The sequence below is a fragment of the Nostoc sp. WHI genome (assembly GCF_015714725.1).
In the GTDB taxonomy this organism is placed as follows: Bacteria; Cyanobacteriota; Cyanobacteriia; order Cyanobacteriales; family Nostocaceae; genus Nostoc.
The window spans coordinates 1-23,010 of sequence record NZ_WBKM01000106.1; the positions used below are offsets into that span (position 1 = coordinate 1).

General features: G+C 39.1%; 15 protein-coding genes and 3 pseudogenes. 10 read left to right on the plus strand and 8 right to left on the minus strand.

From position 1 onward, the window contains the following. The 7 genes and pseudogenes from F8S12_RS10360 to F8S12_RS10390 form a co-directional block, all read left to right on the plus strand. Positions 1-609: pseudogene (locus F8S12_RS10360) on the plus strand (S-layer family protein); the annotation flags it as partial. An 80-nt stretch (positions 610-689) separates the two neighbouring features. Then, positions 690-3,344: a CHAT domain-containing protein gene (locus F8S12_RS10365; protein WP_196515370.1), complete on the plus strand. Its 2,655-nt coding sequence runs from the start codon at positions 690-692 to the stop codon at positions 3,342-3,344. A gap of 20 nt (positions 3,345-3,364) precedes the next feature. Continuing rightward, positions 3,365-4,429: a DUF928 domain-containing protein gene (locus F8S12_RS10370; protein ID WP_196515371.1), complete on the plus strand. Its 1,065-nt coding sequence runs from the start codon at positions 3,365-3,367 to the stop codon at positions 4,427-4,429. A gap of 3 nt (positions 4,430-4,432) precedes the next feature. Further along, the gene (locus F8S12_RS40475) at positions 4,433-6,529 is read left to right on the plus strand and encodes a CHASE2 domain-containing protein (protein WP_230967819.1); all 2,097 of its coding nucleotides are present in this window, start codon (positions 4,433-4,435) and stop codon (positions 6,527-6,529) included. A 599-nt stretch (positions 6,530-7,128) separates the two neighbouring features. Continuing rightward, the gene (locus F8S12_RS10380; RefSeq protein WP_196515372.1) at positions 7,129-7,749 is read left to right on the plus strand and encodes a DUF6272 family protein; all 621 of its coding nucleotides are present in this window, start codon (positions 7,129-7,131) and stop codon (positions 7,747-7,749) included. A 51-nt stretch (positions 7,750-7,800) separates the two neighbouring features. Continuing rightward, the gene (locus F8S12_RS10385; protein ID WP_196515373.1) at positions 7,801-8,154 is read left to right on the plus strand and encodes a slr1659 superfamily regulator; all 354 of its coding nucleotides are present in this window, start codon (positions 7,801-7,803) and stop codon (positions 8,152-8,154) included. Between the two features lie 325 nt (positions 8,155-8,479). Next, positions 8,480-10,084 (plus strand): mechanosensitive ion channel family protein, encoded by a 1,605-nt coding sequence (locus F8S12_RS10390; protein ID WP_196515374.1) that lies wholly within the window; start codon positions 8,480-8,482, stop codon positions 10,082-10,084. A 355-nt stretch (positions 10,085-10,439) separates the two neighbouring features. Here F8S12_RS10390 and F8S12_RS42280 read toward each other — a convergent pair. Beyond that, a pseudogene (locus F8S12_RS42280) lies at positions 10,440-10,697 on the minus strand (IS701 family transposase); the annotation flags it as partial. A gap of 146 nt (positions 10,698-10,843) precedes the next feature. Then, positions 10,844-11,197 (minus strand): annotated as a pseudogene (locus F8S12_RS10400) (IS701 family transposase); the annotation flags it as partial. A gap of 237 nt (positions 11,198-11,434) precedes the next feature. Between F8S12_RS10400 and F8S12_RS10405 the strand changes: the two are divergent. From F8S12_RS10405 to F8S12_RS10415, 3 genes are all read left to right on the plus strand, one after another. Then, positions 11,435-12,172 carry a glycosyltransferase gene (locus tag F8S12_RS10405; protein WP_196516218.1) on the plus strand — a complete coding sequence of 246 codons (738 nt, stop codon included), beginning with the start codon at positions 11,435-11,437 and terminating at the stop codon, positions 12,170-12,172. A gap of 572 nt (positions 12,173-12,744) precedes the next feature. Continuing rightward, on the plus strand, positions 12,745-13,695 hold the full coding sequence (locus tag F8S12_RS10410; protein WP_196516219.1) for an RpoD/SigA family RNA polymerase sigma factor: 951 nt from the start codon (positions 12,745-12,747) through the stop codon (positions 13,693-13,695). A gap of 110 nt (positions 13,696-13,805) precedes the next feature. After that, positions 13,806-15,056, plus strand: a complete 1,251-nt coding sequence (locus F8S12_RS10415) for an L-lactate MFS transporter (protein ID WP_196516220.1) — start codon at positions 13,806-13,808, stop codon at positions 15,054-15,056. A gap of 431 nt (positions 15,057-15,487) precedes the next feature. Here F8S12_RS10415 and F8S12_RS10420 read toward each other — a convergent pair whose 3' ends face one another. From F8S12_RS10420 to F8S12_RS10445, 6 genes are all read right to left on the minus strand, one after another. Beyond that, positions 15,488-15,736 (minus strand): hypothetical protein, encoded by a 249-nt coding sequence (locus F8S12_RS10420; protein WP_196516221.1) that lies wholly within the window; start codon positions 15,734-15,736, stop codon positions 15,488-15,490. Between the two features lie 93 nt (positions 15,737-15,829). After that, positions 15,830-16,435 (minus strand): DUF4360 domain-containing protein, encoded by a 606-nt coding sequence (locus tag F8S12_RS10425; RefSeq protein WP_196516222.1) that lies wholly within the window; start codon positions 16,433-16,435, stop codon positions 15,830-15,832. Positions 16,436-17,746: 1,311 nt separating this feature from the next. Beyond that, positions 17,747-18,646, minus strand: a complete 900-nt coding sequence (locus F8S12_RS10430; protein WP_196516223.1) for a phosphate ABC transporter substrate-binding protein — start codon at positions 18,644-18,646, stop codon at positions 17,747-17,749. Between the two features lie 6 nt (positions 18,647-18,652). Next, positions 18,653-19,366, minus strand: a complete 714-nt coding sequence (locus F8S12_RS10435) for a PspA/IM30 family protein (RefSeq protein ID WP_196516224.1) — start codon at positions 19,364-19,366, stop codon at positions 18,653-18,655. A 311-nt stretch (positions 19,367-19,677) separates the two neighbouring features. Continuing rightward, positions 19,678-20,388 carry a hypothetical protein gene (locus F8S12_RS10440; protein ID WP_196516225.1) on the minus strand — a complete coding sequence of 237 codons (711 nt, stop codon included), beginning with the start codon at positions 20,386-20,388 and terminating at the stop codon, positions 19,678-19,680. A gap of 476 nt (positions 20,389-20,864) precedes the next feature. Beyond that, complete coding sequence (locus F8S12_RS10445) at positions 20,865-22,604, minus strand: calcium-binding protein (RefSeq protein WP_196516226.1); 1,740 nt, start codon at positions 22,602-22,604, stop codon at positions 20,865-20,867. Positions 22,605-23,010: the final 406 nt, after the last annotated feature.

Genomic DNA, 23,010 nt, shown 5'->3' on the forward strand with positions numbered 1-23,010 from the left:
GTTCCTAATCCTCCACCAGAAGTTCCTAGTCCCCCACCAGAAGTTCCTAGTCCCCCACCAGAAGTTCCTAGTCCCCCACCAGAAGTTCCTAGTCCCCCACCAGAGGTTCCTAGTCCTCCACCGGAGGTTCCTAATCCTCCACCAGAAGTTCCTAGTCTTCCATTAGAAATTCCTAATCCTCCACCGGAAGTTCTTAATCCTGTGTTAGATTTTTCTAGCCTTGAATCAATTAATAAACCGGATGCAGCTCAAAGTTCAGCTTTGATAGGAGTACCAAACCCAGAGAGCGATCGCAATAATAAAATAGTTACTCCTAGTTGTGCATCCACGGAAGGTAATTCTTTTACTATAACAGGTAGAGGAGGTTTACCAGCAGACCCTACAGCAACCATTCGTGGTCAAACTATCTTGTCAGATACGCGAGATTTTATAACTGCACAAACGCAAAACAGTAATCAAGTAAATAGTTCTTCTGCAATTCCTCCAACAAGACAACAAATTGTCGAAGCCACAAGCTTAAGAATTAATTCCCAAGGACAAGTAGAATTAGTAGCGTCTTTACCTCAAGAGAGTTTATCTCAAAAGCATCTTAATTGTAGCGTTTTATAAATTTAAAAAAATTAATAAATTTTACATATAAAATAATCAAATAATTTATTAAAAATTTAACCTTAAAAATTGTAACTAATATGAGGAAAATATCTAGACGAAAGAGGTATAACTATTTAAACAAAAAAGAATTTTGGCGAACTTGGTTATTTTCAAATCTAAAAATCAATGTTGTCTGGCTTTTTTGCATTTGCCTAATATTAAGTCTGTTATTAGCTATTAAGAATATTCCTGCTGTTGCTAATCAATCCATATTATCAGATTCAAATCAGGAAATTCAACAACTATCAAATTCTTCAGAGTTGTTACAACAAGGTAAAAATTACTATCAAGCTGGACAATACACAGAAGCAGCTAGAGTTTGGGAAAATGCACTGAAGTTTTATCAATCACAAAAAGAAATAATTAGCCAAGTTCAAGTTCTTAATTATTTAGCATTAGCATATAAAGATTTAGGAAAAAATCCACAAGCACAAACTGCGATCGCCGAAAGTATCAATATCATCAAAAGCTTAAAAATTCCCGATACTAAAAGCAGTTTACTATTAGCGCAGGCATTAAACACCCAAGGAACGCTCCAAATACTACAAGGACAAACTGATACGGCTATAGATACTTGGAAACAAGCAGCAGTCACTTATGAGCGCTCAGGTGATAAAACAGGTAAACTCATCAGCCAAATTAATCAGGCGCAAGGTTTGCAAACACTGGGACAGTATCGCCGCGCCAAAACTTTGTTAGAAGAACTAGTGACAGAATTGCAAAATCAACCTGACAGTCTCTTAAAGGCTCAAGGATTGAGAAGTTTAGGCATTGCTCTGCAAACTGTTGGTGATTTAAAGCAATCTAAAACAATTCTCGATAAAAGTTGGGAAATTAGTAAACAATTCAACTCTCCAACTGATGTGAGTGCAGTTTTATTTAGTATTGGCAATGTTGCCAGAGACTTACAACAATATGATGTTGCTTGGACATACTACCAACAAGCAGTTAATTTATCTCCACAACTACAGGCTAAATTAGAAGCACAATTAAATCAATTGAGCTTGTTGGTTAAACTACAAAACTGGGAATCAGCACAGACAATAATTCCAGAAATAGAAACCAATCTTACCCAACTTCCTCCTAGTCGCCCTGCTATTTATGCCAAGATTAACTTTGCAGAAAGTTTGATGGATTTAAAGCCAGCAGGAGAAGGTAGAAAAGCAGTTTTGGACACCAACGCCGTCAAAATTTCCCACTTGCTAGCAACAGCTATTCAACAAGCTAAAGAAATCAAAGATCCGAGAGCCGAAGTTTATTCCCTTAACCAACTAGGTAAACTCTACCAACAAAACAACCAGTTAGCAGATGCGGCAACTTTGACACAACAAGCACTAACAATAGCTCAAGAAATAAATGCTATAGATTTAGTAGCTCGTGCGGCGGGACAGGTGGGTGCAATTGCTAAAGAACGAGGAGATAGTAATAGCGCCATCCCTGCTTATGAGATTGCTTTTAATAACTTGCAATCTCTACGTAGTGATTTAGTGGCAATTAACCGGGATGTACAGTTTAATTTTAAAGAAAGTGTTGAACCGATTTATCGAGATTACGTTAGCTTGTTGTTGCAAAAAGATAATCAAAGCAACCTTAAACAAGCTCTGCAAGTGATGGAAGCTTTGCAACTAGCGGAACTGGATAACTTTTTTCGGGATGCTTGCTTAGATAATAGCAATCCTGTAGTTTTAGAAAAAATTGACTTGCACGCAGCCGTTATTTATCCAATTATTTTAAGCGATCGCCTGGAAGTTATTCTTTCAGTTCCTAATCAATCTCTGCGTCACTACAGCACCCAACTACCAAAACAGCAAATAGAAACTATTTTAAAACAACTTTATTCTTCCCTATCCCCTGGTTATTCGAGTAAGGAGCGTTTGCGACTTTCCCAAGAAATTTATAACTGGCTGATTGCACCTGCTCAAGCAACACTCCAGAAAAGTAGTATCAAAACTTTAGTTTTCATTCCAGATAGTTTGTTGCGAAACTTGCCAATGGCTGTTCTGTATGATGGCAAACAGTATTTAATCGAAAATTATAGTGTTGTTCTCAGTCCTGGATTACAACTATTTCCTCAAGGACTGCAACGCCAAAAATTGAGCGTGTTAGCGGCTGGATTGACGGAAGCACGCCAAGGCTTCAATCCCTTACCTGGAGTTACAGAAGAAATTAAAGAAGTTACTACAGAAGTTAATTCACAAGTGTTGCTAGATCAGAAGTTTAGCAGAGACAGTTTAAAAGCGGCGATCGCTAATAAATCTTTCCCCATAGTTCACCTTGCAACTCACGGTCAATTCAGTTCCAACCCAGAAGAAACCTTTTTGTTGACCTGGGGCGATCGCATTTCCATTCAAGATTTTGATCTGTTGTTTAAAAACAGAAGTCAAACAAACATAGAACCGATTGAATTATTAGTGATGAGTGCTTGTCAAACAGCCGTAGGTGATAATCGTGCAACATTAGGTTTAGCTGGATTTGCTTTACGTTCTGGTGCTAAAAGTACTCTTGCTAGTTTATGGTCAGTAAGTGATGAGTCTACTTCCTCCTTGATGAAAGAATTTTATCACCAATTGAGTAATCCAAAACTAAACAAAGCTGAGGCATTGCAACAGGCACAAATCAAAATTATGGCTAATCCTTTATACAAACATCCTTATTTTTGGTCTTCTTTCGTTCTTGTCGGTAATTGGTTGTAAACATAGCAGAAGAGGTGAGCATGGTTAAGTTTAATTCTAAAATATTTTTATTTTTCACTATTAGCGGCACATTAATAGTTTTGACAGGCAATTCTACATTAGCAAGCCTTCTCCCTCAAGAGAATCCAACCGTTACCAATCAAGTTCTCATTAGTGTGGAATTTAAACTGCCCAAAGATGCAGCCCCCAAAACCAGCGTTGGCGGTGGCGTTCGCGGACAAGTGCAATTCGCCTTACCCGGAGGTTCAACACCTAGAACCAGTGTTGGCGGAGGTACAAGGGGTGATGTGCAGTTTGCTTTACCCGGAGGTTCAGCACCTAGAACCAGTGTTGGCGGTGGAACTAGGGGTGATGTGCAATTCGCTTTACCAGGAGGTTCAACACCTAAAACCAGCGTTGGCGGCGGAACTAGGGGTGATGTGCAATTGACTTTACCAGGAGGTTCAACACCTAAAACCAGCGTTGGCGGAGGTACAAGGGGTGATGTGCAATTGACTCTACCTAGTGGAAATTCAACCCCCAGAAGCAGTATTGGTGGTGGTACAAGGGGAAAAACTGCACCATTAACAGCATTAGTTCCTCCTACGAAACAGGGACGCACTGTATTAGCAAGCCCCACAATTTTTGTCTATTTGCCTCCAGTTGGCGCAGAAACCGTATTTTTCAGCCTCCAAGACGAAGACGGAAATCCTCATTATTCGACAATGCTAAAAGTTTCTCCCGATGGCGGTGTAGTTAGTATTACCTTACCTCCAACATCACCACCTTTAGTAATAGATAAAAATTACCTGTGGTATTTTGCACCTATTGAACCAGGCGGAATTCTCCGACCTGATAATTATTCTGTAACAGGGTGGATAAAACGAGTCAAGTCTACATTTAATGAGCAGGAGTTAGCCTCATCTCCTGTGGAATTAGCCACTAAATATGCTGAGGCTGGTGTATGGTATGATACCCTAAAAATTTTAGCGGCGGCAAAGCGATCGCAACCAAATAATAAAGCTTTTGCTACTGAATGGCACGATTTACTCAAGCAAGTTGGACTAGAAAATATTGCCTCTGAACCATTAACAGCAGCTTTTTAAAGAATGATGTGGCAAAAACTCAAAAAATCACTGAAAAAATGGCAAGGAACACTGATAATTACTCCCTGTGTTGCAGGATTAGTCATTGCTGGGAGTAATATCGGTATTTTTAGAATTTTAGAATGGGTGACTTTAGATCAATTATTTCGTATTCGTCCGCAAGAAGCTGTAGACAAACGAATTGTGATTGTCACAATTGACGAGCCAGATATTCAATATGTCAAGCAATGGCCGATGGCCGATCGCGTTATGGCGAAAATGATTCGCAATATCAAAGCACAACAACCAAGAGCGATCGCCATCGATATTTATCGGGATTTACCCGTAGAACCGGGACACGCAGAACTAGTCAAAGAATTTCAAAATACTCCCAATTTTATTGGCATTGAAAAAGTTGCCGGAAAACCAGTTGCACCACCACCGAATCTAGCTAAACAGGGTCAAGTAGCTGCTAATGACCTCCTCTTAGATACAGATGGCAAAATCCGACGCGGTATTATTTTATTAGGTAAACCTGATCAAAGTTTAGCTCAAGGGCTAGGAGTCAAACTAGCCTTAACATATTTGGAAAAAGAAGGCATTGAATTAAAAGCAATCAACGCAGATAAACAAATCTACGGTTTAGGCAAAGCTAAGTTTGTACCTCTATCTAGCAATGATGGGCAATACAACGAAGTTGATATGGGGGGATACCAAGTTTTAATTAATTATCGAGGTGGGCTAGAGAGCTTTGCTCATATTTCCATGACCGATGTTTTAGAAAATCGCATACCTGCTAATTTTATGCGCGATCGCCTAGTTTTGGTCGGTGCAAAAGCTCCCAGTTTAAATGATAGCTATAGTACCCCTTACAATAGCAATTTATTTTTTCCTACAGAGCTAGTCCCTGGAGTAGTAGTTCACGCAAATCTTACCAGTCAGATTCTCAGCGCCGCCATAGATGGCCGCCCAATGATGCGAGCTACCGTTAAACCTCTAAACTGGTTCTTAATCATCTTTTGGTCTGGATATAGTGCCACTCTTGGTGCAATTTACATTAAAAAACGTTGGCTGACCATAAGTGGTTTATTACTGGCTGTGGTGATTATTTTTAGCAGTGCTTACATTGCCTTTCTTGGTGGTTGGTTAATTCCTGTATTTACACCATTATTAACTGTTATCAGCGCATTAATAATTGGTCTTGTACAGGTTTTATGGAAAAATCTGATGCTTTCCTATCGGCAATTGGAAGATTATGCCCACAACCTAGAAATTAAAGTTCAAGAACGCACTGCTGAACTAGCCGAAGCTAATGAAGAAATTAATATTCTCAATGAAAAACTCAAAGGAGAAAACCTCCGCATGAGTGCCGAACTCGATATAATTCGGCGAATGCAACAAATGATTCTTCCAAAACCAGAAGAACTAGAAGCTATTGAAGGACTAGATATTGCTGGCTTTATGGAAGCTGCGGATGAAGTCGGCGGCGATTACTACGATGTACTGCACACCGACGGAGTAGTAACTCTTGGTATTGGAGACGTAACTGGACATGGCCTAGAAAGTGGATTGTTAATGTTAATGACACAAACAGCAGTTCGCCTCCTCAAAGAAATCCGCGAATCTGATTCAGTGCGCTTCTTTGACATACTCAACCGCACTATCTGCAAGAACGTGCAACGGATGAACTCTGAGAAGAACTTGACATTGGTGATTCTCAACTATGCTCAAGGGCAAATAAGTATCAGTGGACAGCACGAAGAAACAATTATCATCCGCAAAGGTGGGCAAATTGAGCTTATTGACACAATGGACTTGGGTTTCCCCATTGGTTTAGATGATGACATAACTGATTTTATTAGCGATATAACCCTGGAATTACAACCAGGTGATGGGGTTGTCCTCTACACCGATGGTATTACCGAAGCCAAAGACATCAATAAAAATCAATACGGCCTTGAACCGTTATGTGAAATAATCAGTCAAAACTGGCACAAATCAGCATCAGAAATTAAAGATGCAGTAATTTTAGATGTGCGACGACATATTGGTAAACAAAAAGTATTTGATGACATCACATTGCTAGTATTCAAGCGACAGGAAGAAGTTTATGAAAGTTAATATCGGCAAATATAAACAATGCTCTAGAATCCAAAATGAGTCATGAAAATCTCCGATTCTTCTCTCTGTGCATCTATGGTTAATTTATTTTTAAAATGATTTATAACTGCTATAGGAATCATATTTGATTTCTGAAAAAATCTCGGTAGTCTTGTAATGGGCTGTCATGGCTAAAATGATTGCAAAAAAATTGTAGGTTGGGTGGAGGCTTTGCGTAACCCAACATCCTGATATATGTTGGGTTGCGCTTTGCTCCACCCAACCTACGTCTAACGCACTATTTTGCGTAGACAGTCTACTACGTGCATTTCAAAAATCAAATACTAGTCCTATATACGATCATCGACTTAGATTTTTAGCTTATTGGGTATTGCATAATTGCGGTATTAAATCATTAAATTCAACTTTTAAAGTAAGAATTCAGCATCCAAAATTCAGTAGTCATAATTTATAAGAAATCTAGAATGCCTAGTATATTTATTTATCAAATTTTCTTCTGATTTTTTAACTATTCTGCCTCCTGAATTCTTACCTTTTAAAACTCTTCTTATTTGCGCTTAACCTGCATTTATGTACAATTATTTTGAGATTAAAAAACTATGATTCCAATATCTACAGTCTCTACTATAATCAAAACTGAATTATTTGGTGATTTGATCTCTGACTTTCCTCCAGAACATGATTCTCTTGAACTTTCTTTTACACCCACTTCTCGCTCAATCAAACAACGTTGGCGTAGCAATCGTCTTTCAGCACATTTTTTTGCAGACTACTTTACCAACTTTTTAGCGGTAGATGAAAATGAACCAAATCAAGAACAAATAATCAAAGAAAGTAAAAGTGCGGTTAGCTATGTTGCCAACGAACTTTTAGAAAATGCCATGAAGTTTAATGATGATAGTTCTAACTACAAAGTAAGATTTGGTATTCATTTATTGAATGACGCAGATAGTGTCACTGCCGTGATTTTTGCCAGCAATAGTATTAAACTAGAAACTGAAGCTAAATTGAGAGCAGTTATTAAAAAAATCTTAACTTCAAATACCCATGAAATGTATGTGCATCAAGTTGAAAAAAGTGCTGACGAAAATGGATCTTCTGGCTTAGGGCTGTTAACCATGATTAATGACTACTCAGCTAAAATTGGTTGGAAATTAGAAACTATTCAGCAAGAATCTATAATCATGGCTGTAACTACAATGGCGCAATTTAAGGTATAGTATTCATCGGTATCTGATTCAAATATTGTTTATTTAGGAAAAGAACATATTATGGTTTTGCAAGAGATTAAAGATGGAGATTACACTGTTGAAGCTTATACAGACTCTGCAATAGTTAACTTTAAAGGAGAATTGAGCCTTGGGGGATCGAGTGAATATGAACCAATTACCAATCTACTCAATAAAATTGCCGCAACCGATCCTGCAACGATGACTTTGAACTTAAGAGATTTAGCATTTCTCAACAGTTCCGGTATTAGTATGTTATCAAAATTTGTCCTGAGCTTGCGTAAGAAAAAAGGAATTCAGTTGCTTATCTTAGGTTCAAATACTATGCCTTGGCAAGGAAAATCATTGAAAAACCTAGAACGTTTACTCCCTGGTCTTAAACTCGAAATTGAATAATAAATATACTAAAAAGCTTAAAGCATTGCTACTGCTGGACGTTAGTTTTTTGGTTCTTCGGTACTTATTATGCTATAGCAATCCTAAATGAGTCGTGAAAAATATAAATAAGGAAACGAACCGCCAAGAACGCCAAGGACACAAAGGGAAGAAAGAAGAAAGAGATATAGAATTTTCACAAATGATTTAGGACTGCTATATGTAGCTTTGATAATATTTAAAGCCCTTATCTGATGAGGGTTTTAAATATTATCTTTTAATTTAAGACCGATTTCAGATGAAAGATAATTAAACAATTATAAATAGGAGCAATAAAACTACTACAATGCTAAACAAACTTTTACCATTTGAAACAAATACTTGGGCTTTCGTTCTAAGTAGCTTACTAATTACATTTGTTGGCGGCATTTTACTTTATGTCATTTTATTTTATGTATTGCGTTCCCTTTTTCGCAAATTTGAACGAGATATTGCCCTAGTTACCCTTAACGTTTCGGCTTATCCGGCTCTAGCTACTTTTGTGTTAGGTGTCCTCAAATTAACCTTCGAGAGTCTGCCTTCAGGTGCAGTGATTGACAGCTTTGAAAATCTCATAACAGCCGGAATAATCATATCAATTAGCTATTGGATAGTACAAGTTTTTATTGAAGTTTTTATTTATTACCTGAAGCAGTATACTCAACAAACAGAAGCCATGTGGGACGATGTGCTACTACCTCTCTTAGAAGCAGTAGTTCCTGCTGTAATTTACTTGATAGCTGCTTTTTTGGTTTTACGTTCCTTTGGAGTCGATCTTACTGGTATTTGGGTAGCTTTAGGTGGTGCAACATTCGTAATTGGTTTTGCAGATCAAGGCATCCTGGCAAACTTCTTTAGTGGTGTTGTGTTGTTGATTGATACACCCTTCCAGTTTGGTGATGTTTTGCGCCTTGAGGACGGTTCTATTGCCATACTAAGAAAAATTGGTGTGCGGGTTACGCAACTTTATGTACCTGACAAACATTATAATATTTACATTCCTAATAGTAATTTACAAAGCCAGAATATTATTAACCTCAGCCGTCCTACAGCTTATTACCATCACTCTAGTCAGGTAGAAATATTAGTCAAGTATGATATGTATGAAGCTAAACAGATGATAGTAAAAATTATTTTATCTCATCCAGATACGTTAGGAGATATTGGTAAAAAATTAGAAATAATTGATGATTACTATCAAATTGATGAACTAACAGAACAACAAAAAATAGGCAAATTGCGCTTAATTGCAGAACAGGAAGTTAACTATAAATTAGAAGAGATTCAAATAGGACTAGAAACACTAGTTGTTACACTCCAGTTTGCTGAAAAGGGTGGGTTAACGCAAGATGAAATTAATAATGTACAGCAGGAGTATAAGGATATACTAGCTTTGATTGGGTTAGAAGCAATTGCGGAAACTCAAAACAATCGTACTATTTTTGACTTGCAAGAAATCAGAGTTCAAGATTCGTTGATTGAGTTAGTTCGGGGATGGTATCGCATCTGGATTCGCGATCCAAATCTCTTGGATAATGATAGTTACATGGTTTCTGAAGAGTGGGAACGTAAACTTAATCTACTCAAGCGGAGATCGCAGCGTTTATACCAAAAAATTTCTAATCCCCAAACTGAAGAAACTCGGATTGATGATTATGTGATGGAATTAAATAAATGGGTTCGGGAACGATTCAAAGAACCGCGACAAAAGTGGCAAGAACCACAAGTTTTAATCAAAGGTACAAATCATAGCGATGATGGGATTACTTATGCTGAATTTAAGCTCAATTTCTTCGTTGATGATATCAAATTAGAGAATGGTAGAAGAGGTGATCGCGTTAGCAGTCAGATATATCAAGAGGTTTTGCAATATCTCAAGTCTAAAAGTGTGAATGATATTAATATCGTCTGAATTCTGCGAAGTAACCGAAAGATTTCTACAAGATCCGCAACCAACTCAGTGATAGTGGATTCGCCGACTATCTTGGCTGCTTGAGCAACAGCTATAGAATATTTACTCTTAGCTAACAACAAATATACTTTATAAGTCAACAGGACTTACGCAACTGGCACAAAATGCGGGCGGGGCGAAGCCCCGACACACGGGAATTTAAATTAGACCAAACACATATGAACGTCTGGACGTTTTAATTGCTGAATTAGATAATTAGATAGTAAGTTGTGCTTGATTTTATAAATAGTTTGGCCTGTTTGATAGGCTAAATTTTTCAGTCTCAGCCAAACCAACATAGCACAAGCAATATGATTTCTTTGCCGAAAGTATCATCAACTAAACGATTAGTTTTCAAAGGACAATAATAAACTTTATCTAAACCATCAATATAAAGCATTAAATTATTTACCGCATACCACGTATCCATTAAAACAGTATCAAAAGGGAGAAGCTTTTGATATACAAGACCTTGCAGCATATTTTTTACGTGGTCTATCTTAGTTAAACCATCATTATCAGGATTAAAAATACGATAATCAATTACCCAAAAGTTTTGAGTGTTAGGATTCACCAGCCCCGTTGGGGCGGGTATAGGGTGTGGGGTGTTGGGTTGCAGGTTATAAAGAAGCCCCAACAGCCCTAAAGTCAGAAGCGAGGCTTTTTCAAGGCGCTTGCATTGGGCGAGGTTGGAAGCCTCGTCCAATGCCGTATTCCCTACACCCGACACCCTATCCCCCACACCCTTCTTCTCACATATACACAACTGACTATTCCGATTCCTCTGACGATTCCATGTTCATTCCCACTATAATGTCTTCGTACTATTTCGATTTCTTCGGAAAATCTTTTATCTAAAACTGTATCATCAAATATAATACAAGCATCTTCGTCAGTGACAATTAAATTTTTCACATTATCCCAAAGTAGACGAGGAGTTAGCTTTTCATTTTTTAAATAATAATTAATTTTATCATGACTAATATTTTCTAAGTGTTCTGCTAAATTAGTAAGAGTGTAGTTTATTTGACTACTAAGTAAATATTGACAATAATCGAGTTTTGTAAATTTCATATTAAATCATCAATCAACACTTAAAAGATATTTATTATTTTTCCGCTCCAGAGAGGAGCATAAATATCTTATTACTTATGATGTTTGTAATTAAAAATCTATTGTTACAATTTGTAAAATCTTTCTTTTCCCTTTGGGTTTTAAGTCTTAATACCTTATTTGATATCGAAGGTGCGGCGAAGCCACACCAAGACCGATTGTGCCAGTTGCGTAAGTCCTGTGCCATTGTTTAATAAAATGATATGGGAAAGTTTACAGAGAGTAAAACCAGGCACACCTTTAGTGACAGTTCTGATAGATTTTGCTGATTTTCCCTCGGCGTATTGGATAGAACCACAGACGGGAAGTTATGTGGTTTGTGGCGCGCAAAAAGCAGTGGAACAAGCTCGTTCTCTAGGAGTGAAAGAGGATCTGATTGTCAAAACTTCGGGAATGGTGATTAACCCTCGCTTTTATGAACCAATTGTGAGCGATCGCGCCCAGGAAAGGCAACGGTTGGGTTTAGATCCAGACTGTCTCACTGGACTGGTGTTATTCGGGGGTAACGGCTCCAAAGCAATGCTGGAAATTGCCAAACGTCTAGAGTCTTTTCACCAAAAACTACAACTCATCTTTATCTGCGGACGCAATGAAGAACTAGCTTTAGCTTTACGTGAGAGCCAAAGTCTCCAGAAAAGGTTTGTCACCACCTTTACAAAAGACATTCCTTACTATATGCATCTTAGCGATTTTCTGATTGGTAAACCAGGCCTTGGTAGTATTAGTGAGGCGTTAGTCATGAAGCTACCAGTGATTGTGGAACGCAGTGCTGCAACAATGCCACAGGAACGATACAGAGTATGGAGCAATCATCTGGAGCCTTATTCTTTCGGGCTTCGGCTGCGGCTTGACACTCGCGCCATTAACAGCAGCAGGTATCAGTGCTGTACCTGCCGCAAAAGTGGGAATTGCCTCAGCAGTACTCAACGGCAGTAACCGTCTCGGCAGCATCTTGGGAGTTGCCATACAGGGAACAATTCTCACGCAACAGCTAGCTTCAGATAAACAGAAGAAGAAAGGGCGAATAAATTTTTGAGACTGTTAAGGATCTCCCGGATTTCTCACAAGCAATAAAGAATCAATTTATGTGACCTATTTTTACGTAGGCGTAGCCCGTCGTAGACATCGCCCCTAATTATACTTCTGCGAGAGTGACAAAAGAGGGTTAATATCAATGTCACGCCTGTACTTGGTATGTCTGATTTCCAGACAATATCGAATCTTCGACGCATCCCGACTTGATGAGCCTATTACGTACCTTATTTTATACACAAATAACTCGTCTAGAAGCTAGCACGAGTCATTGGATCTAAAAAAGCAATATCCCTGACTGGGCGTTCAATTGATGACGGGCATCGTTACACACGATTGCATTCTAGGGTGAATTTATCTATTGCAATCTTAAGTTAAGATTTTTTGGCTGTTTAAATTAGGAAAATTGATTCAGCTGTTTGATTATTTGATTTATACTTTTAAATTCGTCTAATTATCAAAAAACGTTAAGTTGTATGTCCAGTGTGAGTCCAGACATGGTTCGTATCTATTTGCAAGAGATTGGTCGTTACCCAATGCTGACCGCAGACCAAGAAATTGCTTATGGCAGGCAGGTACAGGAAATCATGGCAATTGAGCAAAGAAAAAATGAACTCACCCAACAACTAGATCGAGAGCCAACAATGGTCGAATTAGCTGTTGATATTGAAAAAAGTGAAACTGAAATAGCTCAAATACAAAAGCTTGGTCAACGAGCCAAACAAAAAATGGTCACAGCAAACCTGCGTCTGGTGGTTTCGATTGCCAAAAAGTATCAGAAGCGCAATCTCGAATTCTTGGATTTGCTGCAAGAAGGGGCAATAGGTTTACAAAGGGGTGTGGAGAAATTTGACCCCAATCGTGGCTATAAGCTTTCCACCTACGTATACTGGTGGATTACGCAGTCAATTACACGGGCGATCGCAGAGAAATCCCGTACTGTACGCTTGCCAATTCATATCACCGAACAACTCAACAAAATTAAGAAAGTACAGCGAGAACTGTTTCAAACACTGGGTCGCCCAGCCAATGTTGCAGAAATTGCTGAAACTTTAGACTTACAACCAAGCCAGATTAGGGATTTTCTCAGCAACTCTCGTCAGCCAATTTCTCTAGATGTAAAGGTCGGAGATAATCAAGACACAGAACTCAATGAACTTTTACCAGATGAAGGCATATCTCCGAACGAACATATTACTAAAGAACTTCTGCGCCAAGACATGAATAATTTGTTAGCATCACTCAAACCGACGCAGCGTGAAGTATTAATTTTGCGCTTTGGATTAGAGAACGATCAAGAACTAACTTTGGCTGAGATTGGAGAAAAGTTAAATGTCAGTCGAGAACGAGTTCGTCAAATCCAGCAGCAAGCAATCACTGTTCTACGTCGTCAAAAAACTGAAATTAAAGAGTATTTATTTTCCTGAAAGATGCCTATTGATGATATTTTATTATCTTGAAATTCCGAAGAAGATTTACAAGGATCTGTAAAACCAAAAAGGTGAGATACTAAGGGAAAAATAATCCAATAAAGTAGATGCAAAATATGCAACTTTTTGGTATGCCAGCAGAAAAGGGCAGATGGTTGCTTATTCCCCTTGGTGCAACCGTTTTACTCTGCCTGGGAACTGTCTATTCCTGGAGTATTTTCAGAAAACCTCTAGAAAAATTACTGGGCATTAATGCCACAGAAAGTTTATTGCCATTTACGGTTTTGCTAGTGCTGTTTGCGATATTGATGCCAATTACTGGTTTTTACATCAGCCGCTTTGGTTCTCGTGTGGTGACAGCAGTTGGTGGTGTGATTGTGGGACTAGGTTATATCCTATCGAGTATCAATGGCAACTTACAATTGCTGACTTTTACCTACGGTGTGATTGCAGGTGTAGGTGTGGGTATAGCTTATGGAGTCCCTTTAGCGGTTGTTGCTAAATGGTTTCCTGATAAAAAAGGTGTTGCTGTCGGCTTAACTGTCGTTGGTTTTGGTTTGTCGCCGTTAATTACTGCACCATTAGCCAAATCTCTGATTGATAGTTATGGAGTGCGGCAGACTTTTGTGATTTTAGGCGTAGCTTTTACAGCGATTATTTTAGCGATCGCCACTGTATTAAAGACACCGCCACAAGACTGGAAACCCGCAGGATGGAATCCAACTACTACAAACCAAGGCGATATATCTAACCACAATCAAGGTGCAATGGTAAAAAGTCAAGGATTTTACGGCTTGTGGCTATGTTACACCATCGGCACCTTCTCTGGACTAGCAGTAATTGGTATTTCCAGCCCATTAGCCCAAGAAATTATTAAACTAGATGCGGCAACAGCAGCTAGTACAGTCTCCTTATTTGCCGTATTTAATGCTTTGGGACGTTTGTTTTTTGGTTGGTTTACTGACCGCTTTAGTCCTAAGTTGGGGGCAATTGTGTCTTTTACATTGGTATTAATTGCTTCTTTAATGATGCTGAAAGCAGGTCAAGGTGCGGTAGCTACCTATTTAGTTGCATTTTCCCTATTTTACTTTTCCTTTGGGGGATGGCTAGCGATCGCTCCTACCACTACCTTAATCCTATTTTCATCAGCAGACTACGCCAAAAACTATGGCATTGTCTTCACTGCTTATGGTGCTGGTGCTTTAGGTGGAACTTTGCTGGCTGGAAGAATTAGAGACATATTCGGTAGTTACACTGTCTTCTTCTATCCGACTACAGTATTGGCTATTTTGGGCATCGTCTTAGCTGTATTCCTGCTCAAACGTAGCTTTTCTAGTTCTACTGTCGCCCAACTTTAGAGAGCAGTAGCCGCTATTATTGTGGTTTTGAGACCCCTCTTATTTGCAGAGAATGTGGTTTCAAAAATGCCTTGTTTGCGGTTTGAAGCGTTTATGTTTGCAGTTCGCTACATCTAACTTATTAATCAACCCCAACAACCAACCGAAATCAGCCAGATGGCAAGTAAACGGGAGCAAGCTACTCCATAGTTACAGTCCACGGCTTGACGTAAAAACTCAAGCATCTGTTTAAGAAGGGTGACTCGTTTATTTTTCTTAATTACGTAGAGAGTAGCATAGGTGTAGCAACCTGCAATACTAATCGCTCAAACCTGCAATCAAGACATTTACAAAGCAGGATTAAATGCAACTATAATTGCGCTTCAGCCAGGATTAAATGCAACTGAGCCATAATCCTGGCTGAATACAGCGATGATTGCAGGTCGGGGGATTTATAATTGCAGGTCACTACACCTATAGGGCGTTGTGATCGCTATTGCTCTCCTCACCCCCTGAGACATTTTTTTCTTTTGGGAGCGCGGCGGGACACCAATTAGATGAGGCGATTTCATTCGCGGCGACAATTTGAAATTCCAAAAATTATGCCAATTGGCAATAGCGATCGCCTCTCGACAAATGCCCAATGCAGTTAAGATGATTTGACCATTCGCTTGGTCTACCACTACCTGGGACTTTTGCAAGAGGTCTAATAATCAGGCGTACAGGAGCGATCGCAAAACTTTTCGGTCTACTGACCTTAACTTGTCACGAATCGCTCCTGGCTTTAAAAATAGCTAACGACACTGGCGATATTTGATGTGATAAACCAAACCACGGTGGGCGAGGTCAAAAGAGTCAACAGTCGCTATCCCTTGACCACTAGCGGTCATCGCAGCATTCACCCGCATATTTACACTGTCGCCACAGCGTGACCAGACATCACCCACAGTCACTAATTGATCTCGAACGTTGTAGTCACTTTCGCCGTTAAATGTCCGAGAAAAAACAGGGCCACGCTGACCAGCAAAAAAGTATTCTGCTCTAAGTCTACCAATTGTGGCAGGAGCAACATAACCCCGATAATCAGCATCGTAGAGGGAAATTTGAAAGCCTTGGGGTACTTGAATCGGAATGCTCATATTACAGCTTTTGCGTCTTTCTGCTCCCTTATTCCCCAGAGCCACAAACTGATCAAATAGAATACTTAGCTCTTGACCATCTGGGCTGACGCTCACACTAGCAGATCCTTCAGGGCAACCGCTACCACCATATTCTGCACCTAAAATTTCAACTTTGTCGTTAGCAAAAGCAGAGCCGACAGAAGCCGCTATCAGTGTAGTCGCAACCAGAAAAGCTTTTACAAATTTGATAGATGTTTTCTTGAAGTTTTGAGTATTCATAACTTACCTGTTTTGAGTATTTTGGATAGTGTTAGATCCAAATTTGTTGTGGAGGATTTCGGAAAAATGATCGTTACAAAAGTTTTTTCTGTAAATTATCAAATCCGATTAAACAAGCTGAGGCATAGCCCATGACAATCATCATCGACACCTCAAGATTATCGAAAACTTGGTTGATGTTACCTACTAAAGCTACATCTGCATTCTGAAGTTAAGTTAACTACAATCGAACTGAGCAACTTAGAGAATTATCTAAGCCAAATTCAGTATCATGAGTCGAAATGAGTACGTAACTTATGTACGACTATTGGATAAACAAACAACGTTCTTGCCCTCACTAAATCAAATATTTACCAGTCTAAATTAGTGATAGTTTTTCCACTAATTAATTCTGATTTTTGACTTATGACTTCTTAGTTAAGTCTTTGATATTCAATCGATACTTACTTAACGACTAAAAACTTTATCTTGTGTTCCCGCCAGGGTGAAGCATCTGACGAGACGATTTTTCACGACAAACTTGATATAAGCGTCTAATGCATAACTAAATACCATGATGCGTTAGGTTAAAGCCGTAATGCACTCTATTTTATCTGTGAAAACTTAAACGTTTGCAACAAATGCTCTGACATATATAAAAACGCTTAAGCATTTCTTGCAAATGTAGAAGCAGTTGCAGCAAAAATTTAAAGCTTTGCAACAAATCCTCTGACATATATAAGAAACGTTTAAGTATTTGCTGCAAACATATATTAGTTACAACAAACGCTTAATACTTTGCAACAAATGGTCTGACATATATCAATACGGTTCAGTTAAGGTGCATAGTCCTTAAAGATCCCCCTTAGTCCCCCTTTTTAAGGGGGAAATAGAGCCATTCTTAGTCCCCCTTTTTAAGGGGGGTTGGGGGGATCAAATCTTATCCGAACCGGATTGTGACATATATAATAAACATTTAAGTCATTACAACAATTGTTCTAACGAGCTTATGAATTGATTTACTACCGGAAATCTCAAAATAATCTAAGTTAAATTAACTCGCTTTTCTGCAAGATGATTTGCTTTTCTCTACCCAATTAATGAGGCTTTTTACTCTTAATAAAGAGTTATGAGGTTGGAGATAAGCTAATTCATGTTTTCGGAGAATATCTGATTTATTTTCTCAGTTTTTACAATTATCTAGATAATTTTGAAGTCTTTTTTAGTTTTTAATTAGTAAATAAGATGCGATCGCCCTGCATAGATACCCAACTTCTTTGAGAAGTCGGGTATCTTGTCTCTCACGAATGATTTAGGATTGCTACAGATGAATCAATTCTCCAGGATCATAGCTTGCTGCCCTTGAGGGGAAGTTGCATAGCCTAAGAAAGCTTGAACTCCAGGACTAGCAGGGTTTTTATAGACATAAAGCAACTGCCGTTGGTAGGGATAACCACTTGCATCTGGAGTCAACCCATCAATGGCGATCGCTCGCACTGTTTGTTGGTTGGCAACCTGAGCAAAGGTAGCGTAGCCGATGCCATCAGTTCCCAAAGCTTGGAGTAGGGGAGTTGTGGCATCCCGTTGCAATGTTTTGATGTTTGGTGTTGCGCCGAAATTAGCTCCCTTCAGCACTGTTTCCTGAAATGCTTGATGCGTTCCACTAATTGCTGGTCGATTAATTACCCGGATAGTTCCACTGTTACCACCGACGGCTGACCAGTTGTTGATTTTGCCCTGAAAAATATCTGCTGCTTGGGCGCTGGTTAATCCCTGATTGAAAGGATTTGCTTTGCTGATGACAAGAGCGATCGCATCTGTAGTTACAGACACGGCTACCAATCCCTGACTCTGCTCTTGTCCAGTCAAAGGTCGAGATACGGCCGCAATATCCGCTCTACCCGCTACCAAATCCGCGATCCCATTTTGAGAACCATTGGCAGTAGCTACAACACTTGTACCCGGAAACTGCCTCTCAAAAGCTCTTTTAAGATTTTGGTTAATTGTCACCATGCTAGTAGAACCGTCTATCTTCACCGTAGTACCGCTAGGTACTGAATTTGGAAGGGGGAAAGCTGAATTACCCGCAGAGGTTGTGTTAGCCGGGGAGGTAATAGTACCTGATACTGTGGGTGCTGGCTGGCGCTTGAAAAAGAACCAGTAGCCACCACCCAGCAAAGCTAGAAATATCAAGATAAAAACAATTGGAGGCGGGCCGTTTTTCTGACTCATAAATGTTTACTCTGGTAGTTCCTTTGTAGTTGGCGCATCTAACATCTGCAAGCGACGAGAAACTTCATCGTCTATGGTCATGCGTTCCATGTCAGCTTGGAGTTTTTCAGCTGGGTTTTCAGAGATTTCAGCTAAAGCGCCTGTCTTAAAATTGCGACGCTCAACTGCATTTTTAGCTTTTTCAAAGTCACTTTTAGCCGAACCAATGTCAAATTCATTATTGACTTTGGCGATCATAGCTAGTGCTTCGTTCACTTCTGACATATCTTTCATATTCTGCATATCAGCTTTGTAGGCTTCTAGCTTCATGCGTTCTCGGTTCAGCTTATCTTTGGAAGCATTTACAGATGTCTCAGCCTGCTTGACCATTTCCTCCAGCTTGGGCAAAATCTGCTCTGTCTGAATTGCCTTAGTCATTGCCATGCGTGCGGCATCTTCGTTACCATTTTGCTGGGCAATATTTGCTTGCTGCTCCAAAGTTCGTAATTCTTTGACTTTTGTCTCATATTTGTTTTTGGCTGTTTTATAAGAACCTTCTTGCATAGCAACGGCAACAGCCAGTTTTTGTACTGATTCTTGCATTGATTGCAACGATTCTTCAGCGATCGCAACAGCCACTTTACCACCAGACTCTACCGGCATTCCCCATAGCCAGTTCCAAGTACCAACTATAGTTCGTCCTGCTTTTTCACCCATTACCCAGTACATAACTTTTTTCATACAGCACACCTATCTCACTAAGAATGGTTTTGATCAAATACAGCTTCTTTATGGTTCCCACTCTAATTAGATTCACATCAAGTATTTCTATTTTTATGAAATAAACGAGTACAAATGGCACGAAAGTAAACGTAAATCCTTGAGCTAAAAGGCTTTGGGACTTTAGCTTAACTTTATGCGATTATGTTCTCTGGTGCGATCGCCCCTTTCCCAAAGAATTAAAACCTCTTGAGTGCGATACTTTACCATAGTTAGGATTAATACGTAGTGCTTGATAATTTCAATCAAGCACTACTTTGATATCTTCCAACTTAGCTAGCGTTTTCAACTTCCTTATTTTCTAAATACAAACAGCTTATACTCTCCGGAAACTTTGTACAGAATTCAATTCTAAATTTTTGAGGATTGAATTCTTCTTTACTTTTTTCAGGTTTTTTATTTAAAGGCATTTTGAACTCAAAGGTCTTCTTTTCATCATCCTTTAAATAGGTTATTGACCAAGTTCCGTACTTCACTAATTCATGTTCTTGAAAAAAGCTGCCTAAATTAACCTTGTCAGTGCCAGAGAAAGTACAGTTTTTATCTCTAGAAAACTTCTCACAGGCTTTCTGATCTAGTGTAAAAGTTAAATTTATTGTTTTTTTGTCATGCCAATTAGTCCCCCCTGACCAAATATTTCTATCTGCTTCTGTATAGAGAGCATAAACATCACCCTTTTCACTATCAACTGTCATCCGAACCCAGCCTGCACGACTAAATATAGTTAATGTATTTCCATACAAATTATCTTTCAAAGTATAAAATAATGGGTTGTAGCCATACTTTTCTTTAATTCCTAATAAATATTGCTGTAGTTCTTCTTGTTGTCTTTTTTTACGAGCTTCTTCAAGTTCTTGCTGTCTTTTTTCAAATTCTAGTCGGGAACGTTCCTGTGATTGTTTCATTTCACATAAGATACTTCTTGGTAAAGTTTCACAAATATCTATTTCTATTTCACTTGCATGAACTTTACCCACATTCATTACTAAATAAGATACGAAACAGAGTAAATAAATTCTGGTTTTTGAATGCATATATTCTCCTGAAAATATGAGAGAGTAATAGACCTTTATAGATAAAGCTTCTTTATGCTTGTGGCTCTTATTTAGATTCACATGTACTATTTCTATTTTTATGAAATGACTGAGTAAAAATGGCACGAAGATAAACGTAAATCTTTGACATAAAAGGTTTGGGGATTTTGGTTTAACTGTGTGCCATTAGAATTGATCAAGTACGATCGCACGAGAGAACTACAACCTGTTGACTAGTAGTCCGCCAAGTCAACAATGCTTGGTTTGTAGTGAGCGCTTTAGCGCTCAAATTAAGGACTAAAGTCCTAACTACGAACTTATTCACCCATCAAAGTTGGTGTGGTGACTACTAGTTCTCTGGTGCTTAGTTTACCGCCGCAGGCATCGCGTGTTATTTTTAGTTTGTTTACCGTGGAGAATTTTTTCTACACAAAGGTAAACGCACTACTAGAGATATTCAAATCTGGCGATACATTTTGCAAAAGGCCAATCACTTCACCTCTGGCTATTACTCCCGGATCATAAATTAGTAAAGCATCAATGCTACCAGTACCAGAAGTAAAGAAATCTAAGCTATAGAAATCCCTTGAGCCTTTGAGTTGAATAAAGTCCTGATGGAAGTTAAAGTCAGTAATTAGGGCATAGTCAGACTCTCCTGTAGTCCTAGCCTGACTATCATCGTAGTAGACAAAATTACTATCCCCAAGGACGAAGGTATCTCTACCGGATGAACCAGTTAAAGTATCAACTTCACCAGTACCAAATCCTACTGTGTTGTCTACTCCAATCAGGCGATCATTACCTTCACCGCCATCAAGAGAATCATTCCCCAATCCAGCGATGAGAGTGTCTGTTCCGGCTTCACCACTGATAATGTCATTACCATTGCGGCCAAAAATGCGATCGCTACCTCCACCACCCAAGATGGAGTCCTCGCCATCACCACTATCTATAATGTCGTTGCCATTTCCACCACTGATGGTGTCATTACCATTGCGGCCAAAAATGCGATCGCTACCTCCACCACCCAAGATGGAGTCGTCACCATCACCACCATCAATATTGTCGTTGCCATTGCCACCATCAATATTGTCGTTGCCTACTTCTCCATTGAGGCGATCGCTACTTTCACCACCCAAGATGGAGTCGTTACCATCACCACCATCAATGTTGTCGTCACCATTGCCACCATCAATAATGTCATTGCCATCTCCACCGGATATGTCATCTCGGCCTCCATTACCGATTAAAATGTCATTGCCAGCATCACCAAAAATCAAATCTTCACCACTTCCTCCTTCCACGGTATCCTGACCATTGCCGCCACTAATTAGGTCATTGCCACTACCACCGAAAATTTTGTCATTACCGCCAAGTCCTTCCAGAACATCATTGCCACCTAAGCCGAAAATGATTTCACGGCTGTTAGAACCTGTCAATACATCGTCATTTTCACTCCCTGTCAAAGTGGGTGGAGGAGTCAAAGCAAAATTAACTATCTGCTGTAGTTCTTCTGAACTTATCCCTGCCAATGCATCCAAGTCAAGGGATGTTAAATCTGCTGCTTTAGCCAGTGCTGTCGCTTGATCAGAATTTTGAGCCGCAAAATGCATCACAATCTGGGTTTCACCAGGAGCTAAAGTGAGATTGTAGGCAAAGTTAACGTTATCAAAGTTCAAAGATGCAGCATCAGGTCTAAGACTTCCATTTTCCCCTGCGATGACATGCACTACCGTAGGGTCGCCTTCACCATCAAAATCATCGGTAACCAGCCAGTTATCGTCTGTGTTAAAGACATTATCACCACTAGAAGTGCTAACTAAAACAGTTGAATCGTCAGAACCAAGATTGGTATTGAGGCTAACTGTGTAATTGACCGTTTCAGAACTAGTATTTGTGACAATTTCGAGAAATCTAGCCCAAGACTGGTCTTCTGGGACATATATTTTCCGCTGCACTTGCACTTGATCAATGAAAGCTGGCCCAATAACTACTTCTCGTCCGTTATCCTCGGTTTGAGCAGGATTAAAGAAAGGGAAGTTATTTAAAATGAGGCCCCCATCATATGCATCACTAGTCCCGTTAACAATAATCCCATTTTCTTGGATATCCCAAAGAAATCCAGAAGAATCGAATAAATTAGTAGGTAAAAAAATGTCTGGCATGTTTTGCTCCTTGTTTTTGTTCAGTAAATTGTCTGTGATGAATCTAATTAGACTAGATTCAATCTGAATCAATCCAGGTCAATTTCAGATCATTATCTCACTGGACTAAATTTGAGATTGACAAAAATTTCCCAATGTGAATCAGCCTTTATCCGTAAATTGGCTGTTAATGACAGCTATTTATAACTACATCCAATATTTCTATCTTTATGCAATGACTTAGTAAAAATCGCCTGAAAATAAATGCAAATCCCTGATATAAAAGGCTTTTGGGTTTTAATTTAATTTTGTACTATTCGCTGATGAATTTCATCTAGCAAGAGTAATAAAAAGTTTTTGAATATTTGTAACATCCATACATAATAAATGAATCAAAAATCAGTTAAACTCAAGCTGCAAAAGCTTT